Origin of the sequence: Citrobacter sp. Ce119, assembly GCF_030334525.1 — a bacterium.
GTDB classification, from domain to species: Bacteria; Pseudomonadota; Gammaproteobacteria; order Enterobacterales; family Enterobacteriaceae; genus Citrobacter; species Citrobacter europaeus.
Genome location: NZ_JAOWDR010000037.1, coordinates 104,486 through 126,150 on the forward strand (window position 1 = coordinate 104,486; position 21,665 = coordinate 126,150).

Consider the following 21,665-nt stretch of genomic DNA (forward strand, 5'->3'; position numbering starts at 1 on the left):
CTGAGCTACTGCTAACTGTTAAATCACACTGAAAAGGTTCAACTCACTCACTTTGGAGTAAGTTTTTAAGGTGGCTTCCATCGCCATTTCCAGACCGGTAAAGGTAATGGAGGCTGGGCCATAATCCAGATCGCTAAGTTGACTGATCAACTGATCGTTGGAGGTGGTGATATCCGTCTGAGCGCCGCTCAGCATGGTCATCGTATTCTGCGTTTCACCAATGGTGGCGATAGAGGCGTTGAGCGCGTCAGAGGCCACATCAACCGTATCGATGGCATTTTGAATATCGCTTTGTACCTGCGGATCGGCAGGGTCCACCGACGGATCCTGTAACTCTTTCGACAACGATGTCAGGGTGTTCAGAACGTCGAGGCTGTCGCCGAAGAAATCGCTGACCGCAACATTGGTATCAACCTCGACGCCATTAGACACCGTGGTCTGGCGATGATCGTCGTTACCCTGATAGGTATAGCTGTCGGTCACCCCGTCGCCATCCTCATCCACCGCGACAATTGGTGGTTGATCGTTCACCGTCCCGCCAAACACATAGTGACCGTCTTCATCCTGATAATTCAGCGCTGAGACCATCGCTTCAGTCATCGACTGAATATCCTGCCCCAGGCTGGACAACGACTCGGCGGTATTGGTGCCGTTGGCGGCCTCCAGCAGATCGTCACGAATCGCTAACAGATCGTTATTGACGCCATCCAGAATAGACTCCTGCTGGCTCATCCCCGCCGAGGCGGAATCAATATTAGTTTGATACTGATCGAGAGCTGATTGCTGGCGATTAAGCTGGGTGATGCGTGTCGCAGCGATAGGATCGTCTGACGGCAGCAGAATACTTTTCCCCGTCGCCATCTGCGTGACGACGTGGGAAAGATCGCTGGAAAGGTCGTTAAAACTCTGCGTCATGGACACATAGGACTGTTGTGTAGTGACTCGCATATTAATTCCTCTTCCGGTTAGCTACACATTTCCAGCACAGAGTCGAAAATATCTGCGCCCGTTGAGATAACTTTGAGGTTGGCCTCGTAAATTTGCTGGTAGGTAATGAGGTTCACCGCTTCTTCATCCATGCTGACACCGCTGACGCTGCTCTGCTGGTTCTGCGCTTCGGAGTACACGTTCGCCGCTGCTTCCGCTTCCGTCTGGTTTTGCTGGCTGTAAATACCGATGTTACTGATGATCGACGAACAGGCTTCACCCACGGTTACGCTGCCTAGCCCCTCTATATCCAGCGGTTCAGTAGAGATGTTGATCAGCGCCTGCAGGTTATCGCTGTTGCCGCTTTCGTCCGGCGAGCTGGAAAATGCCAGCTCATCGGCGGTGATATCAGGGTTCACCTCCAGCGGGCCATCCGATGAGTTTTCATCATAGATAAACAGCGGTTCACCGGGATTTCCGTTCAGGTCGTAGCCCTGCGCCAGTTGGGTGTTCACCGCATCGGCAAACTGCTCCGCCATGCTGTTAATCGTTCCCGTCAGCGGCGTCAGCACTTCATTCTGATAATCAAACAGCGCACCCAGCGAGCCGCCGGTATCGGTGTTCATGGATGACGTGGTTCCGGCGAACGTCAGCGACATGCTCTGCGTGCCATCGGCGTTGGTATCCAGTTCGATGGTGGAACTCTCCTGCCCGCTGACTAACGGCTGACCGTTTTGCAGCGTGACGTTATAGTTGCCTTCATCATCAATATTGACCTGGACATCCATGATGCCGCTCAGTTCTTCCACCATCTGGTCGCGGGCGTCGTACAGCGCAGAGGCGTTATCGCCATTGGCTTCCGCTTCGGCGATTTGCTGGTTATAGCTGGCAATGCCGCTGGTCAGGGTGTTCACCTGCGCCACCATCGCCTGTTCCTGGCTGACTATCTCACTGCTTTGCGAGTCGATGTAATCGAGGGTGTTATCCACGCGCAGCGCCAGCGCCCCGGACTCGCTGATCACCTGCTCACGCAGAGCGGAATCATCCGGGCTGGTAGTCGCTTCGTTGAGGGCGGCAAAAAAGTTGTCAAAGCCGCCACTCAGGCTGCTGTTATCATCGCTGAGCACGGTTTCCAGCTGAGTTAAATACTCCTGCTGGGTGTTGTAATAACCGTAATCGCTGGCGGCATACCAGACCTGGTTCACCTGATACTGGTTAGATACCCGGCGAATACTGTCCACCTGCACACCGTTACCCGCGCTGTTCGCAGAACCGGAGCTGGCGCCTATGGTACTGGTAATGGCCACCTGGCGGGTGTAACCGTCGGTCATGGCGTTGGCCGTGTTTTGCGCCGTTACGTTAAGCTCAACCTGCGCTGTCGATGCGCCGCTGTAGCCAATGTTAATCATGTCCATCAAAGAGTCCTCGCCGGTCAGTTCCCCGGTCTGTCGTTAACAACCTTGCCGATTAAAAGCGGCGAAAAAACCGCAGTTCTTAAGCCGCCGCGCAACCTTTATCCTTTGTGATGCGGGGAGAGCTGTTTGACGATCATCGCCGCAATCCCAATGCCGTGCTGCTGGGCCAGGCTGTTGCATAGCTGATCGTCGTAAAACCCCTGCATCATGCGCACCGAATCGCTGTTAAACGGGTTATCTTTGGAGTCGAAGATCTCATTGGTTTTACGCATTTCTTTCAGCATGTTGCGTAAGAAAATGGCTTCAAACTGCTGAGCGGCTTTCTGCAAATCGTTATCTTTAATTTTCGGGCCCATTAACGCATCGCTGCCGTCAATGCCCCCGCTATGATTCACTTTGATGTCGGCCATTAAATTACCTCCAGATCGGCATCCAGCGCCCCGGCTTCATGCAGGGCCTGTAAAATGGACATAATGTCGTCCGGCGTGGCCCCCAGGCTGTTGAGCGCATTAACCAACGTCTTCAGGCTGCTGGATTCAGGCAGCGTTATCATCCCCGGTCGGGCATGATTCACCGAAATATTGCTCTGCGGCGTTACCGCCGTACGACCGCCGGCAAAGGCATTCGGCTGGCTGACGTTGCTGCTTTCATTGATGGAAACCGTCAGGCTGCCATGCGATACCGCCGCCGCGTGCAGGGCAATGCCATCACCCATCACCACCGTGCCGGTACGCGAGTTAAACACCACGCGGGCGCGTACTTTCTCGGCCTGAACCTGAACGTCGTCTAACTGAGACATAAAGGCGACGCGCGCCCCGGGGCTGGTTGGCGCGCGGACGCTGACATTGGTTGAGCTTTGTGCCGTGGCAATGCCGCCAAATGAGGCGTTAATTGCCGCCGCGATGTTATTGGCATCTTTGAAGGAGGGACGCTTCAGATTAAGCGTAATGGTGTCACCCATCTGGAAGTCGCTGGGAATTTCACGTTCGACCGACGCACCGTTCGGTATCAGCCCGGCAGTGGGCGTATTCACGGTCACGCTGGAGCCGCTCGCCCCGGTCGCGTTCATCCCGCCGACCACCACGCTCCCTTGTGCGAGGGCATAAACCTCCCCATCCGCGCCGTGTAGCTGGGTGAGCAATAACGTGCCGCCGCGCAGGCTTTTGGCATCACCGATCGAGGAGACCGTGACATCAATAGTCTGTCCGCGCGAATACATTGGCGGCAGCGTCGCGCTGACCGCCACCGCCGCGACGTTTTTCACCTTCGGATCGATTTTGCTCGGCAGTTGTACGCCAAACTGGCGCAGCATGTTAGTGATCGTTTGGTTGGTGAATTTGACCTGGTTTTTATCCCCGGTTCCGTCCAGCCCCACCACCAGGCTGTAGCCGACGAGTTGGTTTTCCCTGACGCCCTGGACGTTGACCAGCGACTCCAGAGATTGCGCCTGCGTGGTGCCCGGCAGCGCCAGGCTCAGGGCGATAACGATGCCGTTTAACGCCTTCATCCAGCGCCCGCTTAAGTGTTGCATATCAAAATCCTGCATTAGATCGGGAAGAGAGGATGGTTAAACAGACGCGTCAGCCAGCCCGCCGCATTGGCATCGCTCAAGGCACCGCGGCCCGCATAGGAGATACGCGCATCGGCAATACGCTGCGATGAGACGGAGTTGTCGTTTTGAATATCATCGGCACGCACCAGACCGCTCAGGCGGATGTACTCATCCCCCTGATTGAGGGTGAGCCATTTTTCGCCGCGAATTTCCAGAATGCCGTTCGACTGTACCGAGTGTACCGACACCGTAATTTCGCCGCGCAAACTGTTTTGCTGCTGCGAGGTCGCCGTTCCGTTGAAATCGCGATTGGCATCCACAGAAGCGGAAAGGTTATCTTTGGTATGCCCAAACAGAGTCGGTGCGCCGATATCGACAGTATTATTCTTACCGAAATTGGTTTTCGCCTGTTTGCTCGACTGGGTGGACTCTTCCAGCATCACGGTCAGGATGTCGCCCACCCGATAGGCGCGGCGGTCCGCCGTCAGCGACCAGTTATAGCCCGTTTCAAACACGCCACCCGCACGACCATCCGCCGTTGGCGGCGCCTCGGTTTTGGGAGGAGCAAAGAATTCGTCATTTTTTTTGACCAGGATAGCCTGCGATTCGCACCCGCTTAACAGGGGCAGCAGGACCACCAGCCAGAGATATTTTTTCACGTTCTGCCTATATTCTGCCGGATGGCGCTACGCTTATCCGGCCTACAAATGGGTGTTGCTTATTGGCCGGATAAGCGTAGCGCCACCCGGCATATCACGTTCTTGCGTTACAGCGTCTGACTAATAAACTGCAGCATGTCGTCTGCCGCGGAGACCATTTTGGCGTTCATCTCATAGGCACGCTGTACGGTGATCATCGCCACCATTTCATTGACGATGTCGACGTTTGAGCCTTCCAGTGCGCTGTCCTGCAATGTTCCCAGGCCATCTTCCCCTGGGATACCTTCCGTCGGTTGGCCGCTGGCTGCCGTTTCCAGGTACAGGTTGTCGCCTTCGGCTGAAAGCCCCGCTGGGTTAGCGAAGTTCACCAGCGTCAGTTGCCCCAGTTCGGTCGGGTCGCTATCGCCGGGAAGGATCGCCGTCACGGTGCCGTCTTCGCCAAATGCCACGTTAGTTGCGCCGGATGGCACGTCAATTTCCGGTTGGAGGGGTAAGCCTTCGGAGTTGGTTAGCACACCGTCGGCGTTAATCTGCATGTTGCCGTCACGGGTATACGCAATATCCCCGTTGGCCTTTTGCACCTGCCAGAACCCCTGCCCCATGATGGCGACGTTCATCGCGTTGTCGGTGGTTTCCACATTCCCTTCGGTGAAGGTTTTTTGCGTTCCAACAATGCGCACACCGCTACCGAACTGCATTCCGGTCGGCATGATGTTGTTTTGATCGAGCATGGCGCCCGGCGCTTCCTGAGTCTGATAAAACAGATCCTGGAACATCACGCGGTCACGCTTAAAGCCCGTGGTGTTGACGTTGGCGATGTTGTTGGCAATCGCACTCATCTCAGCATCCTGCGCCGACAGGCCGGTTTTACTGATCCATAACGCTGCGTTCATAAAACTTTATTCCTGATTAAAGGCCACGACTCAGGAGCCGCGTAGCAGCCTGTTGCCGGAGTCGCTGAGATCTTCAGCCGTTTTCATCATCTTGATTTGCGCTTCGAACTGGCGGTTCATTGCAATAGACGACATCATTTCACTCACTGCAGACACGTTACTGCCTTCCAGAAAGCCGCCGCTCACTTTGATGTTTTCATCGCGCTGCGCCGGTACGCCATCCACTGTCACCAGCATCCCCTCGCTATTTTTCGCCAGATTAGCAACAGGAATATCCACCAGCTTCAGGCGATCGATATCCATGGTGGCGGTAACATCGCCGTCGTCTGGCGTAACTGACAGCGTGCCGTCGCTGCCGAAAGAGGCAATCGCATTCGGCGGCAAAATAATCGGGCCGTTATCCCCGAGCACCACGTTACCGTCGATGGTCAGTTGCCCCTGATCGTCCTGCTGAATATTGCCGTTGCGGGTGTAGACCTCGTTTCCGGCTTTATCCTGCACGGCGATATAGCCGGTACCCTGAATGGCGACGTCCAGCGGGCGTTCGGTTTTTTCCGCCACGCCGGTGCTGTCATTGACGCCGCTGGGACTTTCCTTCGCCATAAAACGCGTGTCGAAGCCACCGCCCTTCACTTTGTCATTGCTCGCCATCGCCATATCCGCACGAAAACCATTGGTGTTGACGTTGGCAAGGTTATTGGCGCTAATCTGCTGCTCCAGTAGCGTCTGGGTGGCGCCGCTCAACGCGGTATAAATCAACCGATCCATTTCTTAGCCTTACATCGCCTGGAAGAGAGCCTGATCCAGCTGCGTACTGGTGGAAATCACCTTGGTGTTCGCCTGGTAGTTACGCTGGGCGGTCATGAGATTGACCAGCTCGTTGGTAATATCCACGTTGGAGCTTTCGAGCATGCCGGAGGAGAGCGTGCCGCAGGAGCCGGAGCCTGGCGTGCCAATCAGCGGCGTACCGGATTCGCCCGTCTGCACCCAGGCAGTCCCGCTTACCGCTTCCAGCCCGTTCTCATCCGGGAAAGTGGCCAGCACCACCTGCCCCTGCAGCATGCGTTCGCCGTTGCTGTAGGTGGCGTAAACTTTTCCGTCGTCATCAACCTGCACGCCGTTTTGCGTCGCGGAGGCATAACCAGTCGCGGAGTTGGTGGTGACCGAGAAATCAGAGCCGTACTGAGTACAGTCGGAGTAGTCAATGGTCATCGAAATCGGTGCGGCTTCATCGGTGGTGAAGGTAATGGTTTGCGGCGTGGTGGGATCCGTCAGCTTACCGGTATTCGGATCGAAGGTCAGCGTGGTCGGCGGTACGCCACTTTGCGCTTCACCATCAAAGGTGTACTGCACTTCCCAGGTGTTATCCCCGGTTTTAGTAAAGTACTGGCTAACCGAGTGCTCATTACCCAGCGAGTCATACACGGTGGTGGTGTAGCTGTCGGTGTAGGTATCGCTGTTATTCGCGTCAAACGGTACGCTGGCGCGATCGATCGCTTCATCGCTGGCGTCAAAGTTTGCCGTGAAGGTCATGCTGTCCGTGGCCTGCGCCGGGATGTTGCCGGTTTTAATCTGGATATCCGTAACGGTACCGGTTTGCAGCGTGCCGCTGTCATCAACCGGATAACCCTGCAGGTAATCGCCAGAGGCATTAACGATATAGCCGTTTTTGTCCGTCACGAAGGAACCGGCGCGGGTATAGGAGATGTTCCCGGCGCTGTCGCACATAACAAAAAAACCATCATCATTGATAGCCAAATCCAGCGCATTACCGGTTGAAACCATTGAGCCGCCGGTGGAGATGCTTTGTGCCGAACCCGCCACGCTCACGCCCATCGCCTGCGTTCCGGCGTACATGGCGGAGAACTGAGTGGTCATCGATTTATACCCGACCGTACCGGAGTTCGCGATGTTGTTACTGATGCCATCAAGCTGTTCGTTGACGGCGTTCAGGCCCGTCGCTGCAATTTCATAACTCATTGTTTCTTCCTGTAATGTAAACTAAATCAGAGCACCGTATTGCTGTCGGCGTTGTCGCTGCCGTCATCAGTATCAGGCGGCGTGGTGTCATCAGTGCTGTCCAGTACGCCAAACTGGGTGATCATGGTGAATGGCACTTCGCCAACGCCGTCAACGTTGAGTACCGGCGTGCTGCCATCGAGCGGAATACGCACATCTTCCACCTTACCCGTCACCTCAATCGGCACTTCCTCTTCTCCGGTATTGGTCACCACAGATACGCTGTAATCACCCGGCGGGATGCCGTAATCGGCAGGATTAATATCGAAATCCACCTGGCCTGGTCCAACGGAGGTTTCACCTTCCGGGATCAGCGACACGGTGTAGTCGTCACCCGCTTCATCGGTAAAGTGCAGATCCACATCGGTACAACTGTCATCCAGCGTGACGCGCCCCTGGATCTCCTGGCTGTTGTCTTCGATATCCAGCGAGGTGGTTTGCACCATAATGTCGTCGCCGACCATATTCCCCAGCGCCATCACCTGAATGTTGCTCATCAGTACGGCGTTGGTGTTGGCCTGGACGCTCATCTCTTCCATCATGGCAACCTGCGCCATTGAGGAGAGCTGATCGATATAGGCCGTAGGATCGGTGGGATCGGTCGGGTCCTGGTTTTCAATTTCAGCCACAAACAGCGTCAGAAACGTGTCGACCGCCGACGTTTCAGTAGATGTTGTGGTTGTCGGGGTGCTGCTGTCGCTGGTATCCGTGGTTGACGACGCGGCAGAAGAACTGCTGTCTCCCAAATTGGTGCTTTGCGTCGTAGCGCCGACGTTATTTTCAGCCACCGACGTCTTCTGTGAAGAAGAGGCCAGCGCCTGAGATTGGGCATACAGAGCCAGGGTATTCATTACACTTCTCCCAGTTTGAGTAAGCTTTGCTGCATACTTTTGACGTTATTCAGCACATCAACATCGGTTTCAAAATCACGTGAGGCGGACATCATGTCGGCCATTTGCTCGACCACGTTGACGTCCGGATACCAGACGAAACCGTTCTGGTCCGCCATCGGGTGGTGCGGCTCATAACGCTTCACCGCCCCGCCGCTTTGCATGACGTCCTGTACCTGTACGCTGGCGCCATCAATGGCATGGCGGTTATGCGCGCCTATCAGGCTATTGTTGTAAACCGCGGCAAAAACCGGGCTACGCGCCTTATAGGCCTGCGCCTCGCTGCTGGCGGGAGATTCCGCATTCGCCATGTTGCTGGCGACGGTATTCAGACGGATGGTTTGCGCCGTCATCGCCGAGCCGGAAATCTGGTAAATATCAGTAAACGACATGGTTATTTCCCTTCAATGGCCTCTTTGATACCGCTAAGCTGCAGATTCAAAAAGGTCAGACTGCTTTGATAATCCATACTATTTTGTGAAAACCGGGCCTGCTCGGTATTCAGCTCTACGGTATTGCCATCCTCTGAGGGCTGCATCGGCACACGGTATTTCACGTCAGCCTCGGGCAGCACATTTGTGCGACTTGCCCGTTGCATCTCAGCGGCAAAATCAATATCTTTAGCTTTGAAATTTGGTGTATCGACGTTTGCCAGATTCGCGGTCAGTAGCTCGGTCCTCTCAAGACGTAACTTCACTGCCTGCGGATGTACACCCAATGCCTGCTGAAAACTGATTCCCATTTCTTGCATCACTCCTGCGTAGATATCGCTGTTATTAGCAATATGTATGCCAACTTTTAAGTGATTGATGAGAAATGACTTTATGAAACTACCCTCCTACGTAAGGAAGCCTTCTTTCCCCTTTGCCGCGGAAATATTGCTGGCTTTATGCTGCGTCTTACCCGTACATGCCGCCGTCCATCCCATACAGCACAGCGCCCGGGAACAGATCAACGCGCTGGTCCTGACGGCGGCTGGTCATGAAATTGACGCGCTGGCACAAAAGCAGCAGTGGCAGGACTATCGCTACACGTTCAATATCTATATTCCCTCCGCCGTCAGCACCAGCGCGCTATGCGCAATCGCGCCTCAGGTCACCTCCAGCACCTCTGCGGAAATGGCCCTTTCGCGAATGAACTTTGTGGTGAGCTGCCCAGGCAGCGCGGGCTGGCAATATAACGTTGCTGTGCGCCCCGACGTGTCGGTGCCGGTAGTGATGCCAAAGTCGTTGATTGCCCGAGATACGGTGATTACGGCCGACGACCTGCAGCTTAAAAAATTCAATATCAGCAACCAGCGGGAAGGGTTGATGACAAATATGGATGAGGCGATTGGTCTCACCAGCAAACGCGCCCTGCAGCCGGGTAAACCGATTACCCGTAGCGAGTTGGTTCAGCCCGTATTGGTTAAACGCGACCAGCCGGTGATGATCGTCTCCCATACGGCCGGGATTACCGCCTCGATGCCGGGCGTGGCATTGAAGAACGGTCGTAAAGGGGATGTGATAAAAATTCGCAACAGCAGCAGCCAGCGGATCATTAGCGGGATGGTGGACGATACCGGCGTGGTCACTACGCTCACTGCTGAGCAGTGAAGGGATTTTTTGTGATGGGATTAAAGTTTTCCTCTATTGCCGTCGCTTTTAGCCAATAACGGATAACCAACCCAACGAAATATGTACGAGGTTGCTATGAAAATTACCCCAACTCTGCCAGGCAATCGCCCTGCATCAACAACCGGGCAAACGCGTTCAGACAAGAGCAGCGCGCAGACCACAACCTCCAGCGCCGCAACGCTTTCTGCCGACGATATTACTCAGGCAGGATTGCAAACGGCACAGCAAACGCTGAACAGCGATCCGCAAAGCGACGTTGATTACGACAAAGTAGCGCAAATGCAGGCCATGCTGGCCGCAGGCGACATGCAGGTTGATACCCAGCAGTTGGCTGGCGACATGCTCAGCTTTTTCCAGAAATAAGAGGCCAAAATTGTGAGTACCAGGCTACAGCAGGTGAAAACTCTGCTTCAGGGCATCCGGGAAGACGGGACGCGATATGACGCGCTCAGACAGCAGTTGGAACAACAACGTCTGTGCATGATCCGTCGCGCCAGTGAAGAGCTGCTGGCGGTCAATGACACAATCCAACAGCATTATGAGCAGTTGCAAAACAGCAGCCAGCAGCGTCGATCAATCCTGCAATTACTGGGCGTAAGCGTCGATCGTGCAGGGATGGAACAGGTATTTAGCTGGTTGCCGGGCGTACAGAAAAGTGCCGCAGAGGGCTGGTGGCAGAGCCTTGAGCAGAAAGCGAAACGCTGCAAGGCGTACAACGAAAAAAATGGCGATCTGCTGATCCGCCAGTATGAATTTATTCAGGCTTTTTTAGGCACCGAGCCGGATTTTATTTACCAGCGCTAAAACTTCCTTCCCTGACGCGGAAACCTGCTTTCCGCGCCCAATCTAACTAATTGATATAAATGCAATAAAAATTCAGGCATGGATATTGCATTTATACAACCAGATTTGAATATTGGGATTGTTGAGAACAGATTATGAGTATGATTGATTGTTATGAACCTGACTTTGTCCGGTTGTTTTTATCCCACCACCCGGATTCCGCATTACTGGCCAACATACGCTGGAAAACGGAAGTACGTCAGAGTCTGGTATTAACCGATCCGGCCTGCTGCCAGGCGGCATTAGGCAATCCCAACGCCTTTGTGCTGCATACCTCGCAATGTGCAGCCGATGCGAATAGCCCGGCGTTATCCCCACGCGATCAGGTACTTAATCAATCTGCTCTGCATACCATCACGCTCCCCGGTTTGTCGCCGGAGCTGCGCCTGTATGCGCTGGGCATCATGCTCTCTTTTTCCGAGAAATGCCCGGGCGACAGCGATTCTACGCTTGAGAAGCTGGCCTCGCTGCCACAAGTGCTGGCTGACCATGCACAAAGCGGAAAACTGCAGGAGCAGTTCGCGCTGCTGCCCAGCCTGCCCCAGCTGCAGCGGGAACTGATCACCCAAATGGGCAACTGCGAGTTCAATTGGGATCTGTTGCCGGAAAGTACGCGCAAGCTGACCTTACCTCTGCAGGTCAGCCTGCTGATGCTCCAGGATGCAAACAGTGAGGCTATGCTTCAGCAGCAGTTGCAGGCTCAGTGGTTAAATACCTTTGAGCGCTACTTTGCCCAGGACGCATGGATATTCAGTAACTATCTGATTTATCGTCTGTATCATGACACATTCCCACAGCACGAGAGTGAAAGCGTGCTGCAGCGCTTCTTCTGGCTGGTGGCTGACGTCTTTATGCTGCGCACACTGTTTTGCCTGTGGACGATGGATGATTCTCCGCTGAATCATGACGAAATCTACGCTCTTTTCGCGCTGTTTGAAGCATGGCGCAACAGCGAGAATGCCCGCTCGCTGCGCCAGCATATTCTGGACATGTTGCCGGGCGATCCTCTGCTCTCGGCGTTCTCCCTGATAACACGTTAGTGCCTGTTGGCCGGGTGAATGCCCGGTCCTTTTTCGAATCGCGAATACACATCACCATGTCTGAATCCTCCAAAGCACGTTCCGCCCTGACCGGCATCGTTAAAACGCTCGACACTGGCCGCGAAAAACCGTTTGTCAGCGTCATTACACCCACGTGGAACCGCGCCGCTTTTTTACCCTATTTGCTGTATATGTTCCGTTATCAGGACTACCCTGCCGACCGCCGGGAGCTGGTTATCCTGGATGATTCCCCGCAAAGCCATCAGTCGATCATTGACAGATTGACGCAGAATCACCCGGAGAAATTTAATATTCGTTATATCTACCATGCGGAAAAACTGACACTGGGCAAAAAGCGCAATATGCTCAATGCGCTGGCGTTAGGTGAATATATTCTCTGTATGGACGACGATGATTATTATCCGGCGGATAAGATCTCTTACACCATCGATATGATGCAGCGCCATCGGGCGTTGATTTCAGGTTCCGATCAGATCCCTATCTGGTACAGCCATATCAACCGCCTGTTCAAAAGCCGCAGCTTTGGCCCGCAGAACATTCTCAACGGTACCTTTTGCTACCACCGCAATTATTTAAAAAAGCACCGTTACGATGATGACTGCAACTTAGCCGAAGAAGAAGGATTCACCAACCAATTCACCGCGAACCCACTGCAATTGCCGGGTGAGCGCACCATTATTTGTATCTCGCACAGCCAAAATACGTTCGACAAAGACTTTGTACTGGGAAGCAGCGAGCCGCTCAACACCTCGCTGGCCCAGGCGATTACCGACCCGATGCTAAAAAACTGGTATCAGAGTCTGCATAACGCCACCCATCATCAGCCGATCCAGTGGGATTACATCGATCAGGTGGTGATCGTGAATCTGGATTCACGTCCGGATCGTTTAGCGCACGTCCAGCAAGAGCTGGCGTTTCTCAATTTCCCTGCGCAAAAGGTTACCCGCCTTGCGGCGTCAGTTGCCACTAACGGCCAGACGGGTCGCCGCCAGTCTCATATGCAGGCGCTGCAACTGGCACAGCGTAACGGCTGGAAAAACTACCTGCTACTTGAAGACGACAGCGTGATCCTGAAGCAGGAAAAGCATATCCGGGTACTCAATTCACTTCTGAACGCGCTGCCTGGCTTTCCGTGGGAGGTGGTTATCCTCGGCGGGGAAATTAAACAAGGCCGCGAACTCAAAAACCTCAATGGCATGATCCATGCCCGCGACTGCAATAAGGTTTGCGCCTATCTGGTCAACAGCAGCTATTACCCGGCGCTGGCTCAGCAGATGGAACATGACCTCTCCGATACGCTCGAAGGGCAATGGCAGCCGCTGCTACGTGAAGGAAAATGGCTCTCTTGTTATCCAAGCATCTGCTATCAGCGTGCGGGATACAGCGATATCGAGAAAAAAGAAACCGATAACATCGGGTACTACTTCAATAAAATCAATAAGAAACCCGAGACCGTCAATACGTTGGTAAGCCACTCGCCTGCTACGACATCCACGCCGATAGATGCCATTGGCTTCTATATGGAAACCTCGCTGCATTACGCGGTCTATCGCCCCATCATTACCGAACTGCAGGCGATGGGCCATACCTGCTCGCTGCTGGTCAGTGACAAAATATCCAAATCGTTTCTGGATGAGATGACCGCGACGATTAAAACCATTAACGATCCTGCTCTCGGCGGAACGCGTCTTTCTGCGGTCATTGAACAGCGTCAGCGCTTCCGGTGCCTGGTCAGCCCTTACTACACACCGTTGCTGAATGGGCTGGCGGATACCCATGTTCGTACCCTGTATGGGCTGGCGAAAGAAGAGTGGAATCATGCCTGGTGGAACGCCTTTTATCATCGCATCCTGTGCTACAGCCACTATAGCCAGCGTGCGCTTGACATCGGCGGTAGCGCTAAAGTGGTGGGTAATCCCCGTTTCGATGAATGGCATAACCGCACTTACGATACCGCGCTGCCCAACAGCCTGAAGCTGAATGCGAAAAAGCAGACCATCCTGTATGCACCAACCTACGGCGCGCTAAGCTCGCTCCCCCATTGGGCGGAGCAGCTCAGCCGGTTAAGCCATGAATATAATGTCGTTACCAAACTGCATCATGGCACCCAGCACAGGCCGGAAGAAGCCGCCTCGCTGGCACTCGCGCAACGTTACTTAAAAAACAGACTGGACGATCCGCAGCATCTGCTGGCGCTTATTGCGCAGGCGGATTATGTGCTGACGGACAGCAGCGGCTTTATTTTTGACGCCATCCACATGAATAAACGCGTCATTTTACTGAGCTGGCCGGAGATGAGTTCTCTGCTGGATGGCCAGCAAAGTTTCTCGACCCCCGATAGCGCAGATCAGCGTATCCGTAACTTCCTTCCGGTGGCCCAGGATATACAGAGCTTACGCCACGCACTCTCTTGCGAGTTTGACTGGGCTGCGCTGGAAGCGCCATTGGCTGAGATTCGCCACCACTATTGCGATGCGTTTATGGATGGTCAGGCGGGGAAACGGGCGGCGTTGGAGATCGAGAGGCTGGTAAAAGCGCCACTGCCGCTAATAACAAATACGTTGCTACACAGTTTGCAAAAAAAAATGTTTAGTTGAGCATCAATTCAAAGTTATTAAAGAGAATATCAACATGACTATGAATAATTACCCTGTTGTAGATCATCGTCTGTGCCAGGTACTGGCACAGACTTCGCTAAAAAAAACCAAAAATAAAAATAGAATCTTGTTCTTTGATCGTGATGCCTTTGCAGATAATACTAAATATCTATATCTGCATATGGTAAAGAACCCGCACTTAGAATGTATATGGTGTACATGGAATGAAGCCGTTTATGACATGTTGAAAAAACATCAACTTCCTGTGCATCTGTTAGGTAAAAACAATGATGAAACTATAAATTTATTACTGGAAGCCCAGGTAGCTATTTTCTGCGTAAACCCTCATCATAGTTTACATAGAAACTGGTCATACTTTGCATGTCTGGAGGGCGCAAAACATATTCAACTATGGCATGGCATCTCGGTTAAAAATCTATTACTGCAGTTAACATCCTATTTCAGTATGACAGACCTTGGTTTTAGCACATCTTTAGCCTGGGCATCCCGTGCGGATTATGTATTAAGCACCACAGAGATTTTAAACAATTACTGGAGAGAAGTATTTGGCTGCCAAAACCTTATAAATGCTGGGTACCCTCGTAATGAGGTGTTGCTTCGTAATGCGATGCCATTAGAACTATTGGGTGCAAAACTTGACGCCAGAACACTAAGAGGACTGGCCAGCAAAAGGAAGAAGATATTCATTGCCCCTACCTGGCAACGATTTGAAAGTACTGACCTCTTAAGCAGGGAAATGCTCACAAACCTTCTTCACTATACCAGCAAAAATAATATAGATGTATTTATTAAAACACATCCATACCGTGCCGTTAATTTCAACAGCAATACACTAAAAATAAATAATTTTTATTTTATTGATGCCGACACGGACGTTTATCCGTTCCTTAATAAATTTGATATTTTGATAACTGACTATTCATCTATCATGTTTGATTTCCTGTTAACACAAAAACCAATTTTAACGTTAGATATCCAGCAAGGTGAACATAGCAACTTTGAGCCTAACTATGAGCTCTTGCCAATAGAAGGAAATTATCGCTATAAATTTACGCGAGACAATATTACCAATATTTTGCATCAGGCACTATTCAAAGACGAACAAGCAAAAGACAGAGAACAGGCCGTAGCCAGATTATTCCCCAAAGATAATATCAACGCCAGCCAGAAACTGGAGTCAATAATCATCGACATACTTAAAGGCATTGTTAGTTAACATGTCATATAAACAATACAGCCTACATCAACTATGACTAAAAATTAAAAACATGGATATTTTAAAAATATACCTTTCATCCGGTTCCGTCCCCGTCATCCCGCAGATGTTGAATTTTGCGGAGTGCGCATATGATCTTAATATTCTCAAAATTATATGTTGGTACCGCAATGAAGTGACTCCATTTCAGTTAAAAGATACAAATACTTATTACATTAAGCAACCTTATGCTGTCACTCCTGACTTTATAGCTAAACTAATCAATGTCATTCAACGAACTCAACCTAAAATAGTTGAGGTTCACTCTAATATTGTATTTACCAATGTTGAACTATATCCCGTAATCGCCGCCATATCTAAATTGTTGAAAAAAGAACAAATCAAGATACATTTATATGACGATGGCATCCGCAGTATAGGTGAGAGGCTAAAACTTAGTGAAATACGCAGTACTCTTTTTCCAGAAGTAAGTGCTGTTCATATTAAATATTTACAGACTATCCTGCAAAATGAAATCAATCCCTTCTCTGGTTACCTTAGAGAATCCTGGCCATTACTAATGAATTACCTGTGGCATCATTTTTTTGATGTCACTTATCATTTAATGGTTCAGCACGAACAAAAGTGGAAATTATTATCCACTTCATCTTTCCATAAATCTATACAGAAAAACACTACCGCATTAACGACTGCGAATATTAAAACCATTTCACCCAAACAGCTTGCATTTTGCCTCTCGCTGCTGAACTTAACAAACTCATCCATCAATGAAATAAAGAAAGAAATCAAACAGGAAAATAGTTTATTGTACATGGGTTCTGGATATTACAATCGTCAAAAAGATAACGTTATCACAGAAAAACAAGTCCTAAAGATTCATAAAATGAGAACTGCTGGGATCATCAAACCAGATGACAGGATTATATTCAAAGCCCATCCTATTAACCATCCAGAGAACAGAGCAAAAATACTTTCCGCATTTTCCAGAGATAATATATACACTCTACCTAACAACATTCCTTTTGAAATTTTACCGGTGATTGATTTAGCACCAACGGCTATTATATGTAATTTCAGCACCCTGCTATTCACCATGAAACCTGAAACTTTCAGGCACGTCATAGGGGATGCTGACACCACCACCGAATCATTAAAGAACCCGATACTTAATGAACTTATAAAATCCAGAGTTATTAAACAAGGCCTTATTGGCGGATGGCTTGATTAGCAATATCACTTTATTTTTAATACGTCCCTAAAAAAACACCAATAAATCTTTCAGGGACGTCTAAAAAAGCTTTTAGTCGTTGATACTTAGCCAAGTATAGTTTTCTTCAGCCTTTTTACATAATAAATCTAATTTACTATGCCATTGTATTTTGTGTAACGAATCCAGCCGTTCATTGTACTCCTCCTGAGTAGCAACAACAGGAGGAAGTCCATTATCATAAGCAATGGCTTCAATTTTAGGCGTGTTTGAAGAAAAATAGACCATAGGTGTACCAAAACATGCACCAGCAATTGTATAGTGGTATCGTCCAGAAATCAGTGCTGCGCTGTGCTTGATAATAGACAACCAATCCTCAAGCGTTTTCGCATCAAAGACTATTATCTCAGGAAACTTTTCCAGGTAGTGATTTATAACTGTTTGCTCTTTCTTATGGATGCCTTCTTTTTTCGAGCCTGTTAAATAGACAATTCTATGCCTTGGATAATTCTTCTTTATTTTCGCAATAATAAAATCCGTTTTTAATAAATTATAATTAACCGCCCCTGAGATACAAACATACTCACCGATAATTAACTGCCCAGGAATATCATTCTGAATATTTCTGATTGTCAGCGGTAAACTATCAAATGACTCATTACAAGGAACACCTAATACCATTCTAATAATTAAACAAGACAGACTTTCTCTGGCAGCAATAAACTCGCAGGAACGATATGCCTCTTTATAATAGTTGAGAATGGTTTCATCTGTTGAATTAGGATAACAAGAGTGATTAATCAGATAAACTCTTTTATTGAAAAACTTTTTCGCTGCGATGATCAAAAAAAGTAATGCTCTGACACCGGGCTTGAAATCATGAATCGTACCTTCACCATTTACCACAATGAAGTCACTGGCATTCATAGCATTCGCGATGGGCGTAAAATGCTGAATAAAATCTTCCCGAGTACCGATATCACTCACTTTTTCTGGGATGTTGGGTAACCGTGGAATGGTATAAACGGGTAAGGTAAAAATATTTACCACGCCCATACGAGTTAACTGTTCTTTTATTTGCAGCGAGGTTCCGTTACACCCCCAGTGATATACATCTTCGGTATCATTAATAAGAAATACTTTTTGATTCATAACCATCCTCAAACCACAATTTCAAACAATCAGCATTGCTATTTAGTTTTATTCCAATAATCACTGCATTCAATTTCACTGGCATCATGAAGAACATTCAACTTTGTTTTATTGAGATTAGGTCTCTCCCAGGCGATATCTTTTCTTATTACCCTGGCGGGAACACCAACAGCAATACTGTTATTAGTAATTATTCCTGTTACTAATCCTCTAATGCCTATGATACTGCCATCTTCTACCCTGGCTCCACCCAGTACGATAACTTGATCGCCGAGCCAGACGTGATTACCAATAATAATCGATTGTGCAATATTGATTCTGGTTTGCGTAAAAACATCAAAAATAGGATGCGAATCATGGGTTCTGAATATGGTATCAGAAGCAATCATACAATCATCACCAATGATGACATCCGTTTCTTCCGCTGTATTAATGAAACAGTTTTTGGTCACTGTTGTCTTGTTACCAATATTGACCCTACACTTATCACCAACAATTACCTGTCCACGAAAAGAGGACATTGCCCCAAGAGAGAAATGTCCGAAGTCACCATAAAACTTGACACTTCCGCTTAGTTCTTTGGCCTCGTCATGAATCAACAGAGTATTATTATTGCCTACAAACTCTACATTTACACGATGCTTAACCAGGCCACGGTAGTATATGACATTACCATTTTGGTCCCGTTCCTGTACCATCATCTATATCCTCTAAAAATTAATACTTTTCACCACCTCAATAATCGAGGTGGTCGAAATCGATGGCGTTCTGGGAAAATAGACCACTTCGCACAGGTACGACAAACTATCAAAGCGCCCTGCCCAGTCATCGCCCATCACCAACGTATCGGCGTTAAACTGGCGAATATAGTCCGCTTTTTTCTCCAGCGACTCTTCGAGGAACACGCTGTCCACGCATTTAAGTCCGGCCACAATCCCCATACGATCGCTTTGGCTGTAAACCGGCATCCGGCCTTTTTTCTGCATATTTAGCGCATCTGAAGAGATACCGACGATCAGTCGTCCCCCCAACTGCCCGGCGCGTTGCAGAATACGCAGATGCCCGATATGAAAAACATCAAACGTGCCGAAAGTAATGATCGTTTTCATACCAGCCCCAGCGTCTTCTGTCTAAGCCAGCATTGTGCAGCAATCTCATCAACGGCTTTTTGCTCTTTTATCAGCGCCTCATTGCTCAACTCGTAACGCTTATCATCGAGCGTCATGGCGACGATTTTCTCTTCGCAGGCCGCGGCAACCAGATTTTTTTGAATACGCTGCTCTTTGATTTTAGCCAGCGTTTTCTCCTGCTCTTGCCAGGCAATAACCGTGCGCAGCGTGCCCTTGTATCCGGTGACGTTTTTGAGCGATTCAACGGAAGGCGCCTCAACGCCAGTGCCGGTTTTTTGGATCAGGTAGCCCAGCGCTTTAATGTTATTGTCAAAACCAGTGCAAACCTGCTGCTGTTTAGCCAGTTGTACCGTCATGTCTTTGACCGATTTATCCCGCAGGCGCTGTAACTGCGCCAGGGTATCGATAATTTGCCGCATGATTATTTACCTTCCGTTTTCTTCGCCAGCGGAAACAGGGCCTGTAAGCGGCTTTGCACCAGCTCCAGAGAGGCCGGTTCACTGACTTCCTGGCGCAGAAAACGCTCGATGGCGGGGAACACTTTGACAGCCTTATCCACGCTGGGGTCGGCCCCTGCAACATATCCGCCCAGCGGGATCAGCGGCTTAATTTCCATATAGGCGGCATAGTTTTGTTTCAGCAGACGAGCCGACTGTTGGTGAGCGTGGGGCGTAACCTGGGTCATACATCGACTGATCGACTGCCCAATATCAATGGCTGGATAGTGTCCGGCCTCCGCCAGTTTACGCGTCAGCACGATATGCCCGTCCAGCACCGCACGCGCGCAGTCGACGATCGGATCCTGCTGATCGTCCCCTTCAGCCAGCACCGTGTAAATGGCGGTCATCGACCCTTCGCTTTCACTGTTGCCGGCGCTTTCCACAAGCTTTGGGATCATGCCGAACGCTGAAGGTGGGTAGCCTTTCGTCGCCGGAGGTTCCCCCAGTGACAGCGCAATTTCACGCTGCGCCATGGCATAACGGGTTAACGAATCCACCAGCAGTAAAACGTGATGTCCGCGATCGCGAAACCAGGCGGCGATAGAATGGCAAAGCTCGGTGGCTTTCAAGCGCATTAACGGCGACTCATCCGCCGGCGCCGCCACAATAATAGATTTTGCCAACCCTTCCGCGCCCAGCGAGTGATCGATAAACTCCTTCACCTCGCGACCACGCTCGCCAATCAACCCCACCACCACGATGTCGGCCTTGGTCTGACGGGTGATCATCCCCAGCAGCACGCTTTTACCCACACCGCTACCGGCCATCAGACCCACGCGCTGGCCTTTACCGATAGTGAGCAGACCGTTGATTGCTTTTACGCCAACATCCAGCGGTTGATTCACCGACCGGCGCGTGAGGGGGTTAATGGAAGGTGCCTGGGGCGGCAGCACGTCATTGCCCGTGAGACGCCCTTTAGCATCCAGCGGTTCGCCCAGACCATTAACCACCCGCCCCAGCCAGCTTTCGCTTATCAGGATCTCCTGCGCTTTTTCTTCGGGAAAAACGCGCGCGCCCGCCATCAGCCCGACGGGGTGCTTGAAGGGCATCAGATAGGTGATATCGCGGTTAAACCCCACCGCCTGCGCATCGATCAACGTATGGTTGGCGCTTTCGACGCGGCACAGCTGGCCGGTCACCAGCGGACAGCCCACGCTCTCCAGCAAAATGCCGTTCACGCGCACCAGTCGCCCGGCAACCCGGGCTAAAGGGATCGACTCAATGGAGCGCAGCGCGTTGTCAAAGCAGGATAGGTCACTCACCCGTCGGCTCCGGCAGCAGCGACTCTTTGAGCGCCGACATGCATTGGTCGAGACGATACTCGCAGCCAATATCCAGCTCGGATTTATCGGTAATCACCCGACACTCGCCCGCCTGCAGATCGGGAGATGGGGTCAACCCCCATTCAGCGACCTTCTCCGGCGCAGCATCTTTGATACGGTTAAATTCTTCATTACTCAGCAGGACCTGTAACGACTCAGGCATCGCCGGAAAGGCCGAAATCGCCTCTTCAACCAGCGATAGCAACTGCGTCGGTTGCAGCGCCAGCTCGCAACGAATCACCTGACGCGTAACCTTTTCAACCAGTTGCAGCAGGTCTTCCCGCTGTTTACGCTGAATGTGCGCCAGGTAATCGTTCACTTTGCCCGAGATAGCTTCCAGCGGCTGCGCTGCCCGCTCAAACTGTTTACGCCCTTCCTGCTGCCCGGCCAGGCTGCCTTCAGTGTATCCCTGACGACGGCCTTCATCGTGTCCTTTCTGATGGCCTTCCTGAAAGCCCTGCTCCTGGCCTTCGGTCATCCCTTGCTCAAAGCCTTTTTGCAGACCTTCCTGGAAGCCGTCCATCAGTTGGCGCTGATAATCCGCCGGCGTGATCCCCGGCGTGAGCTGTTCAGCCTGCAAATGGCGCTGGCGAGGAGGAAAGCGGTGCAGTCGGTAACGACCACGAATGGTTTCAATCGCCATGC

General features: G+C 50.9%; 24 protein-coding genes. 7 read left to right on the forward strand and 17 right to left on the reverse strand.

Annotated features, from left to right (window positions below):
• Window positions 1-18: 18 nt before the first annotated feature.
• The 11 genes from flgL to flgB form a co-directional block, all read right to left on the reverse strand.
• Window positions 19-948, reverse strand: coding sequence for a flagellar hook-associated protein FlgL (flgL, locus tag OGV80_RS03255; protein WP_043015272.1), 930 nt, complete (start codon window positions 946-948; stop codon window positions 19-21).
• Between the two features lie 17 nt (window positions 949-965).
• On the reverse strand, window positions 966-2,342 hold the full coding sequence (gene flgK / locus OGV80_RS03260; protein WP_043015271.1) for a flagellar hook-associated protein FlgK: 1,377 nt from the start codon (window positions 2,340-2,342) through the stop codon (window positions 966-968).
• Between the two features lie 98 nt (window positions 2,343-2,440).
• Window positions 2,441-2,743, reverse strand: a complete 303-nt coding sequence (locus tag OGV80_RS03265) for a rod-binding protein (RefSeq protein WP_029139422.1) — start codon at window positions 2,741-2,743, stop codon at window positions 2,441-2,443.
• A gap of 8 nt (window positions 2,744-2,751) precedes the next feature.
• On the reverse strand, window positions 2,752-3,873 hold the full coding sequence (locus OGV80_RS03270; RefSeq protein ID WP_043015270.1) for a flagellar basal body P-ring protein FlgI: 1,122 nt from the start codon (window positions 3,871-3,873) through the stop codon (window positions 2,752-2,754).
• A 14-nt stretch (window positions 3,874-3,887) separates the two neighbouring features.
• Complete coding sequence (gene flgH, locus OGV80_RS03275) at window positions 3,888-4,553, reverse strand: flagellar basal body L-ring protein FlgH (RefSeq protein ID WP_043015269.1); 666 nt, start codon at window positions 4,551-4,553, stop codon at window positions 3,888-3,890.
• A gap of 107 nt (window positions 4,554-4,660) precedes the next feature.
• On the reverse strand, window positions 4,661-5,446 hold the full coding sequence (flgG, locus tag OGV80_RS03280) for a flagellar basal-body rod protein FlgG (RefSeq protein ID WP_043015268.1): 786 nt from the start codon (window positions 5,444-5,446) through the stop codon (window positions 4,661-4,663).
• Between the two features lie 30 nt (window positions 5,447-5,476).
• Window positions 5,477-6,214 (reverse strand): flagellar basal body rod protein FlgF, encoded by a 738-nt coding sequence (locus tag OGV80_RS03285; protein WP_075145152.1) that lies wholly within the window; start codon window positions 6,212-6,214, stop codon window positions 5,477-5,479.
• Between the two features lie 9 nt (window positions 6,215-6,223).
• Entirely contained in the window at window positions 6,224-7,426 is a 1,203-nt protein-coding gene (gene flgE, locus OGV80_RS03290; protein WP_043015266.1) for a flagellar hook protein FlgE, read from the reverse strand.
• 26 nt (window positions 7,427-7,452) lie between these two features.
• The gene (locus OGV80_RS03295) at window positions 7,453-8,316 is read right to left on the reverse strand and encodes a flagellar hook capping FlgD N-terminal domain-containing protein (RefSeq protein WP_286513678.1); all 864 of its coding nucleotides are present in this window, start codon (window positions 8,314-8,316) and stop codon (window positions 7,453-7,455) included.
• On the reverse strand, window positions 8,316-8,747 hold the full coding sequence (flgC, locus tag OGV80_RS03300; RefSeq protein ID WP_043015264.1) for a flagellar basal body rod protein FlgC: 432 nt from the start codon (window positions 8,745-8,747) through the stop codon (window positions 8,316-8,318). The genes OGV80_RS03295 and flgC overlap by 1 nt, the downstream gene beginning before the upstream one ends.
• 2 nt (window positions 8,748-8,749) lie before the next feature.
• Window positions 8,750-9,097 carry a flagellar basal body rod protein FlgB gene (gene flgB, locus OGV80_RS03305; RefSeq protein WP_016151840.1) on the reverse strand — a complete coding sequence of 116 codons (348 nt, stop codon included), beginning with the start codon at window positions 9,095-9,097 and terminating at the stop codon, window positions 8,750-8,752.
• Window positions 9,098-9,179: 82 nt separating this feature from the next.
• On the opposite strand from flgB, the gene flgA reads away from it, so the two are divergent.
• The 7 genes from flgA to OGV80_RS03340 all read left to right on the forward strand — a co-directional run bounded on the left by flgA (window position 9,180) and on the right by OGV80_RS03340 (window position 16,937).
• Window positions 9,180-9,950: a flagellar basal body P-ring formation chaperone FlgA gene (flgA, locus tag OGV80_RS03310; RefSeq protein ID WP_286513682.1), complete on the forward strand. Its 771-nt coding sequence runs from the start codon at window positions 9,180-9,182 to the stop codon at window positions 9,948-9,950.
• Window positions 9,951-10,046: 96 nt separating this feature from the next.
• Window positions 10,047-10,334, forward strand: a complete 288-nt coding sequence (flgM, locus tag OGV80_RS03315; protein WP_043017845.1) for a flagellar biosynthesis anti-sigma factor FlgM — start codon at window positions 10,047-10,049, stop codon at window positions 10,332-10,334.
• Window positions 10,335-10,346: 12 nt separating this feature from the next.
• The gene (gene flgN / locus OGV80_RS03320) at window positions 10,347-10,775 is read left to right on the forward strand and encodes a flagellar protein FlgN (protein ID WP_087053132.1); all 429 of its coding nucleotides are present in this window, start codon (window positions 10,347-10,349) and stop codon (window positions 10,773-10,775) included.
• A 134-nt stretch (window positions 10,776-10,909) separates the two neighbouring features.
• The gene (locus OGV80_RS03325) at window positions 10,910-11,854 is read left to right on the forward strand and encodes a lysine-N-methylase (RefSeq protein WP_286513685.1); all 945 of its coding nucleotides are present in this window, start codon (window positions 10,910-10,912) and stop codon (window positions 11,852-11,854) included.
• A 56-nt stretch (window positions 11,855-11,910) separates the two neighbouring features.
• Complete coding sequence (locus OGV80_RS03330) at window positions 11,911-14,472, forward strand: glycosyltransferase (protein ID WP_286513690.1); 2,562 nt, start codon at window positions 11,911-11,913, stop codon at window positions 14,470-14,472.
• 34 nt (window positions 14,473-14,506) lie between these two features.
• Window positions 14,507-15,709: a CDP-glycerol glycerophosphotransferase family protein gene (locus OGV80_RS03335; RefSeq protein ID WP_075145158.1), complete on the forward strand. Its 1,203-nt coding sequence runs from the start codon at window positions 14,507-14,509 to the stop codon at window positions 15,707-15,709.
• Window positions 15,710-15,761: 52 nt separating this feature from the next.
• Window positions 15,762-16,937 (forward strand): hypothetical protein, encoded by a 1,176-nt coding sequence (locus tag OGV80_RS03340; RefSeq protein WP_087053135.1) that lies wholly within the window; start codon window positions 15,762-15,764, stop codon window positions 16,935-16,937.
• 72 nt (window positions 16,938-17,009) lie between these two features.
• On the opposite strand, the gene OGV80_RS03345 is transcribed toward OGV80_RS03340, so the two are convergent.
• Genes OGV80_RS03345 through fliH form a run of 6 tightly spaced genes read right to left on the reverse strand, consistent with a single transcriptional unit; the run spans window position 17,010 to window position 21,663 of the window.
• The gene (locus OGV80_RS03345) at window positions 17,010-18,068 is read right to left on the reverse strand and encodes a polysaccharide pyruvyl transferase family protein (RefSeq protein ID WP_075145160.1); all 1,059 of its coding nucleotides are present in this window, start codon (window positions 18,066-18,068) and stop codon (window positions 17,010-17,012) included.
• Between the two features lie 38 nt (window positions 18,069-18,106).
• Window positions 18,107-18,769, reverse strand: coding sequence for an acyltransferase (locus tag OGV80_RS03350; RefSeq protein WP_286513695.1), 663 nt, complete (start codon window positions 18,767-18,769; stop codon window positions 18,107-18,109).
• 9 nt (window positions 18,770-18,778) lie between these two features.
• Complete coding sequence (locus OGV80_RS03355) at window positions 18,779-19,177, reverse strand: FAD synthase family protein (protein WP_047406016.1); 399 nt, start codon at window positions 19,175-19,177, stop codon at window positions 18,779-18,781.
• Entirely contained in the window at window positions 19,174-19,617 is a 444-nt protein-coding gene (gene fliJ, locus OGV80_RS03360) for a flagellar export protein FliJ (RefSeq protein ID WP_043015255.1), read from the reverse strand. Before fliJ ends, OGV80_RS03355 begins: the two co-directional genes overlap by 4 nt.
• Window positions 19,618-19,619: 2 nt before the next feature.
• On the reverse strand, window positions 19,620-20,960 hold the full coding sequence (fliI, locus tag OGV80_RS03365) for a flagellar protein export ATPase FliI (protein WP_043015254.1): 1,341 nt from the start codon (window positions 20,958-20,960) through the stop codon (window positions 19,620-19,622).
• Window positions 20,953-21,663, reverse strand: a complete 711-nt coding sequence (gene fliH, locus OGV80_RS03370; protein WP_286513697.1) for a flagellar assembly protein FliH — start codon at window positions 21,661-21,663, stop codon at window positions 20,953-20,955. Before fliH ends, fliI begins: the two co-directional genes overlap by 8 nt.
• Window positions 21,664-21,665 lie beyond the last annotated feature (2 nt).

What these genes read in the sequence shown, in the direction of transcription:
- flgL (WP_043015272.1), bottom strand. Translation starts at nt 948, where the DNA reads ATGCGAGTCACTACACAACAGTCCTATGTGTCCATGACGCAGAGTTTT.
- flgK (WP_043015271.1), bottom strand. Translation starts at nt 2,342, where the DNA reads ATGGACATGATTAACATTGGCTACAGCGGCGCATCGACAGCGCAGGTT.
- OGV80_RS03270 (WP_043015270.1), bottom strand. Translation starts at nt 3,873, where the DNA reads ATGCAACACTTAAGCGGGCGCTGGATGAAGGCGTTAAACGGCATCGTT.
- flgG (WP_043015268.1), bottom strand. Translation starts at nt 5,446, where the DNA reads ATGAACGCAGCGTTATGGATCAGTAAAACCGGCCTGTCGGCGCAGGAT.
- OGV80_RS03285 (WP_075145152.1), bottom strand. Translation starts at nt 6,214, where the DNA reads ATGGATCGGTTGATTTATACCGCGTTGAGCGGCGCCACCCAGACGCTA.
- flgE (WP_043015266.1), bottom strand. Translation starts at nt 7,426, where the DNA reads ATGAGTTATGAAATTGCAGCGACGGGCCTGAACGCCGTCAACGAACAG.
- OGV80_RS03295 (WP_286513678.1), bottom strand. Translation starts at nt 8,316, where the DNA reads ATGAATACCCTGGCTCTGTATGCCCAATCTCAGGCGCTGGCCTCTTCT.
- flgC (WP_043015264.1), bottom strand. Translation starts at nt 8,747, where the DNA reads ATGTCGTTTACTGATATTTACCAGATTTCCGGCTCGGCGATGACGGCG.
- flgB (WP_016151840.1), bottom strand. Translation starts at nt 9,097, where the DNA reads ATGGGAATCAGTTTTCAGCAGGCATTGGGTGTACATCCGCAGGCAGTG.
- flgA (WP_286513682.1), top strand. Translation starts at nt 9,180, where the DNA reads ATGAAACTACCCTCCTACGTAAGGAAGCCTTCTTTCCCCTTTGCCGCG.
- flgM (WP_043017845.1), top strand. Translation starts at nt 10,047, where the DNA reads ATGAAAATTACCCCAACTCTGCCAGGCAATCGCCCTGCATCAACAACC.
- OGV80_RS03325 (WP_286513685.1), top strand. Translation starts at nt 10,910, where the DNA reads ATGAGTATGATTGATTGTTATGAACCTGACTTTGTCCGGTTGTTTTTA.
- OGV80_RS03330 (WP_286513690.1), top strand. Translation starts at nt 11,911, where the DNA reads ATGTCTGAATCCTCCAAAGCACGTTCCGCCCTGACCGGCATCGTTAAA.
- OGV80_RS03335 (WP_075145158.1), top strand. Translation starts at nt 14,507, where the DNA reads ATGACTATGAATAATTACCCTGTTGTAGATCATCGTCTGTGCCAGGTA.
- OGV80_RS03340 (WP_087053135.1), top strand. Translation starts at nt 15,762, where the DNA reads ATGGATATTTTAAAAATATACCTTTCATCCGGTTCCGTCCCCGTCATC.
- OGV80_RS03345 (WP_075145160.1), bottom strand. Translation starts at nt 18,068, where the DNA reads ATGAATCAAAAAGTATTTCTTATTAATGATACCGAAGATGTATATCAC.
- OGV80_RS03350 (WP_286513695.1), bottom strand. Translation starts at nt 18,769, where the DNA reads ATGATGGTACAGGAACGGGACCAAAATGGTAATGTCATATACTACCGT.
- OGV80_RS03355 (WP_047406016.1), bottom strand. Translation starts at nt 19,177, where the DNA reads ATGAAAACGATCATTACTTTCGGCACGTTTGATGTTTTTCATATCGGG.
- fliJ (WP_043015255.1), bottom strand. Translation starts at nt 19,617, where the DNA reads ATGCGGCAAATTATCGATACCCTGGCGCAGTTACAGCGCCTGCGGGAT.
- fliH (WP_286513697.1), bottom strand. Translation starts at nt 21,663, where the DNA reads ATGGCGATTGAAACCATTCGTGGTCGTTACCGACTGCACCGCTTTCCT.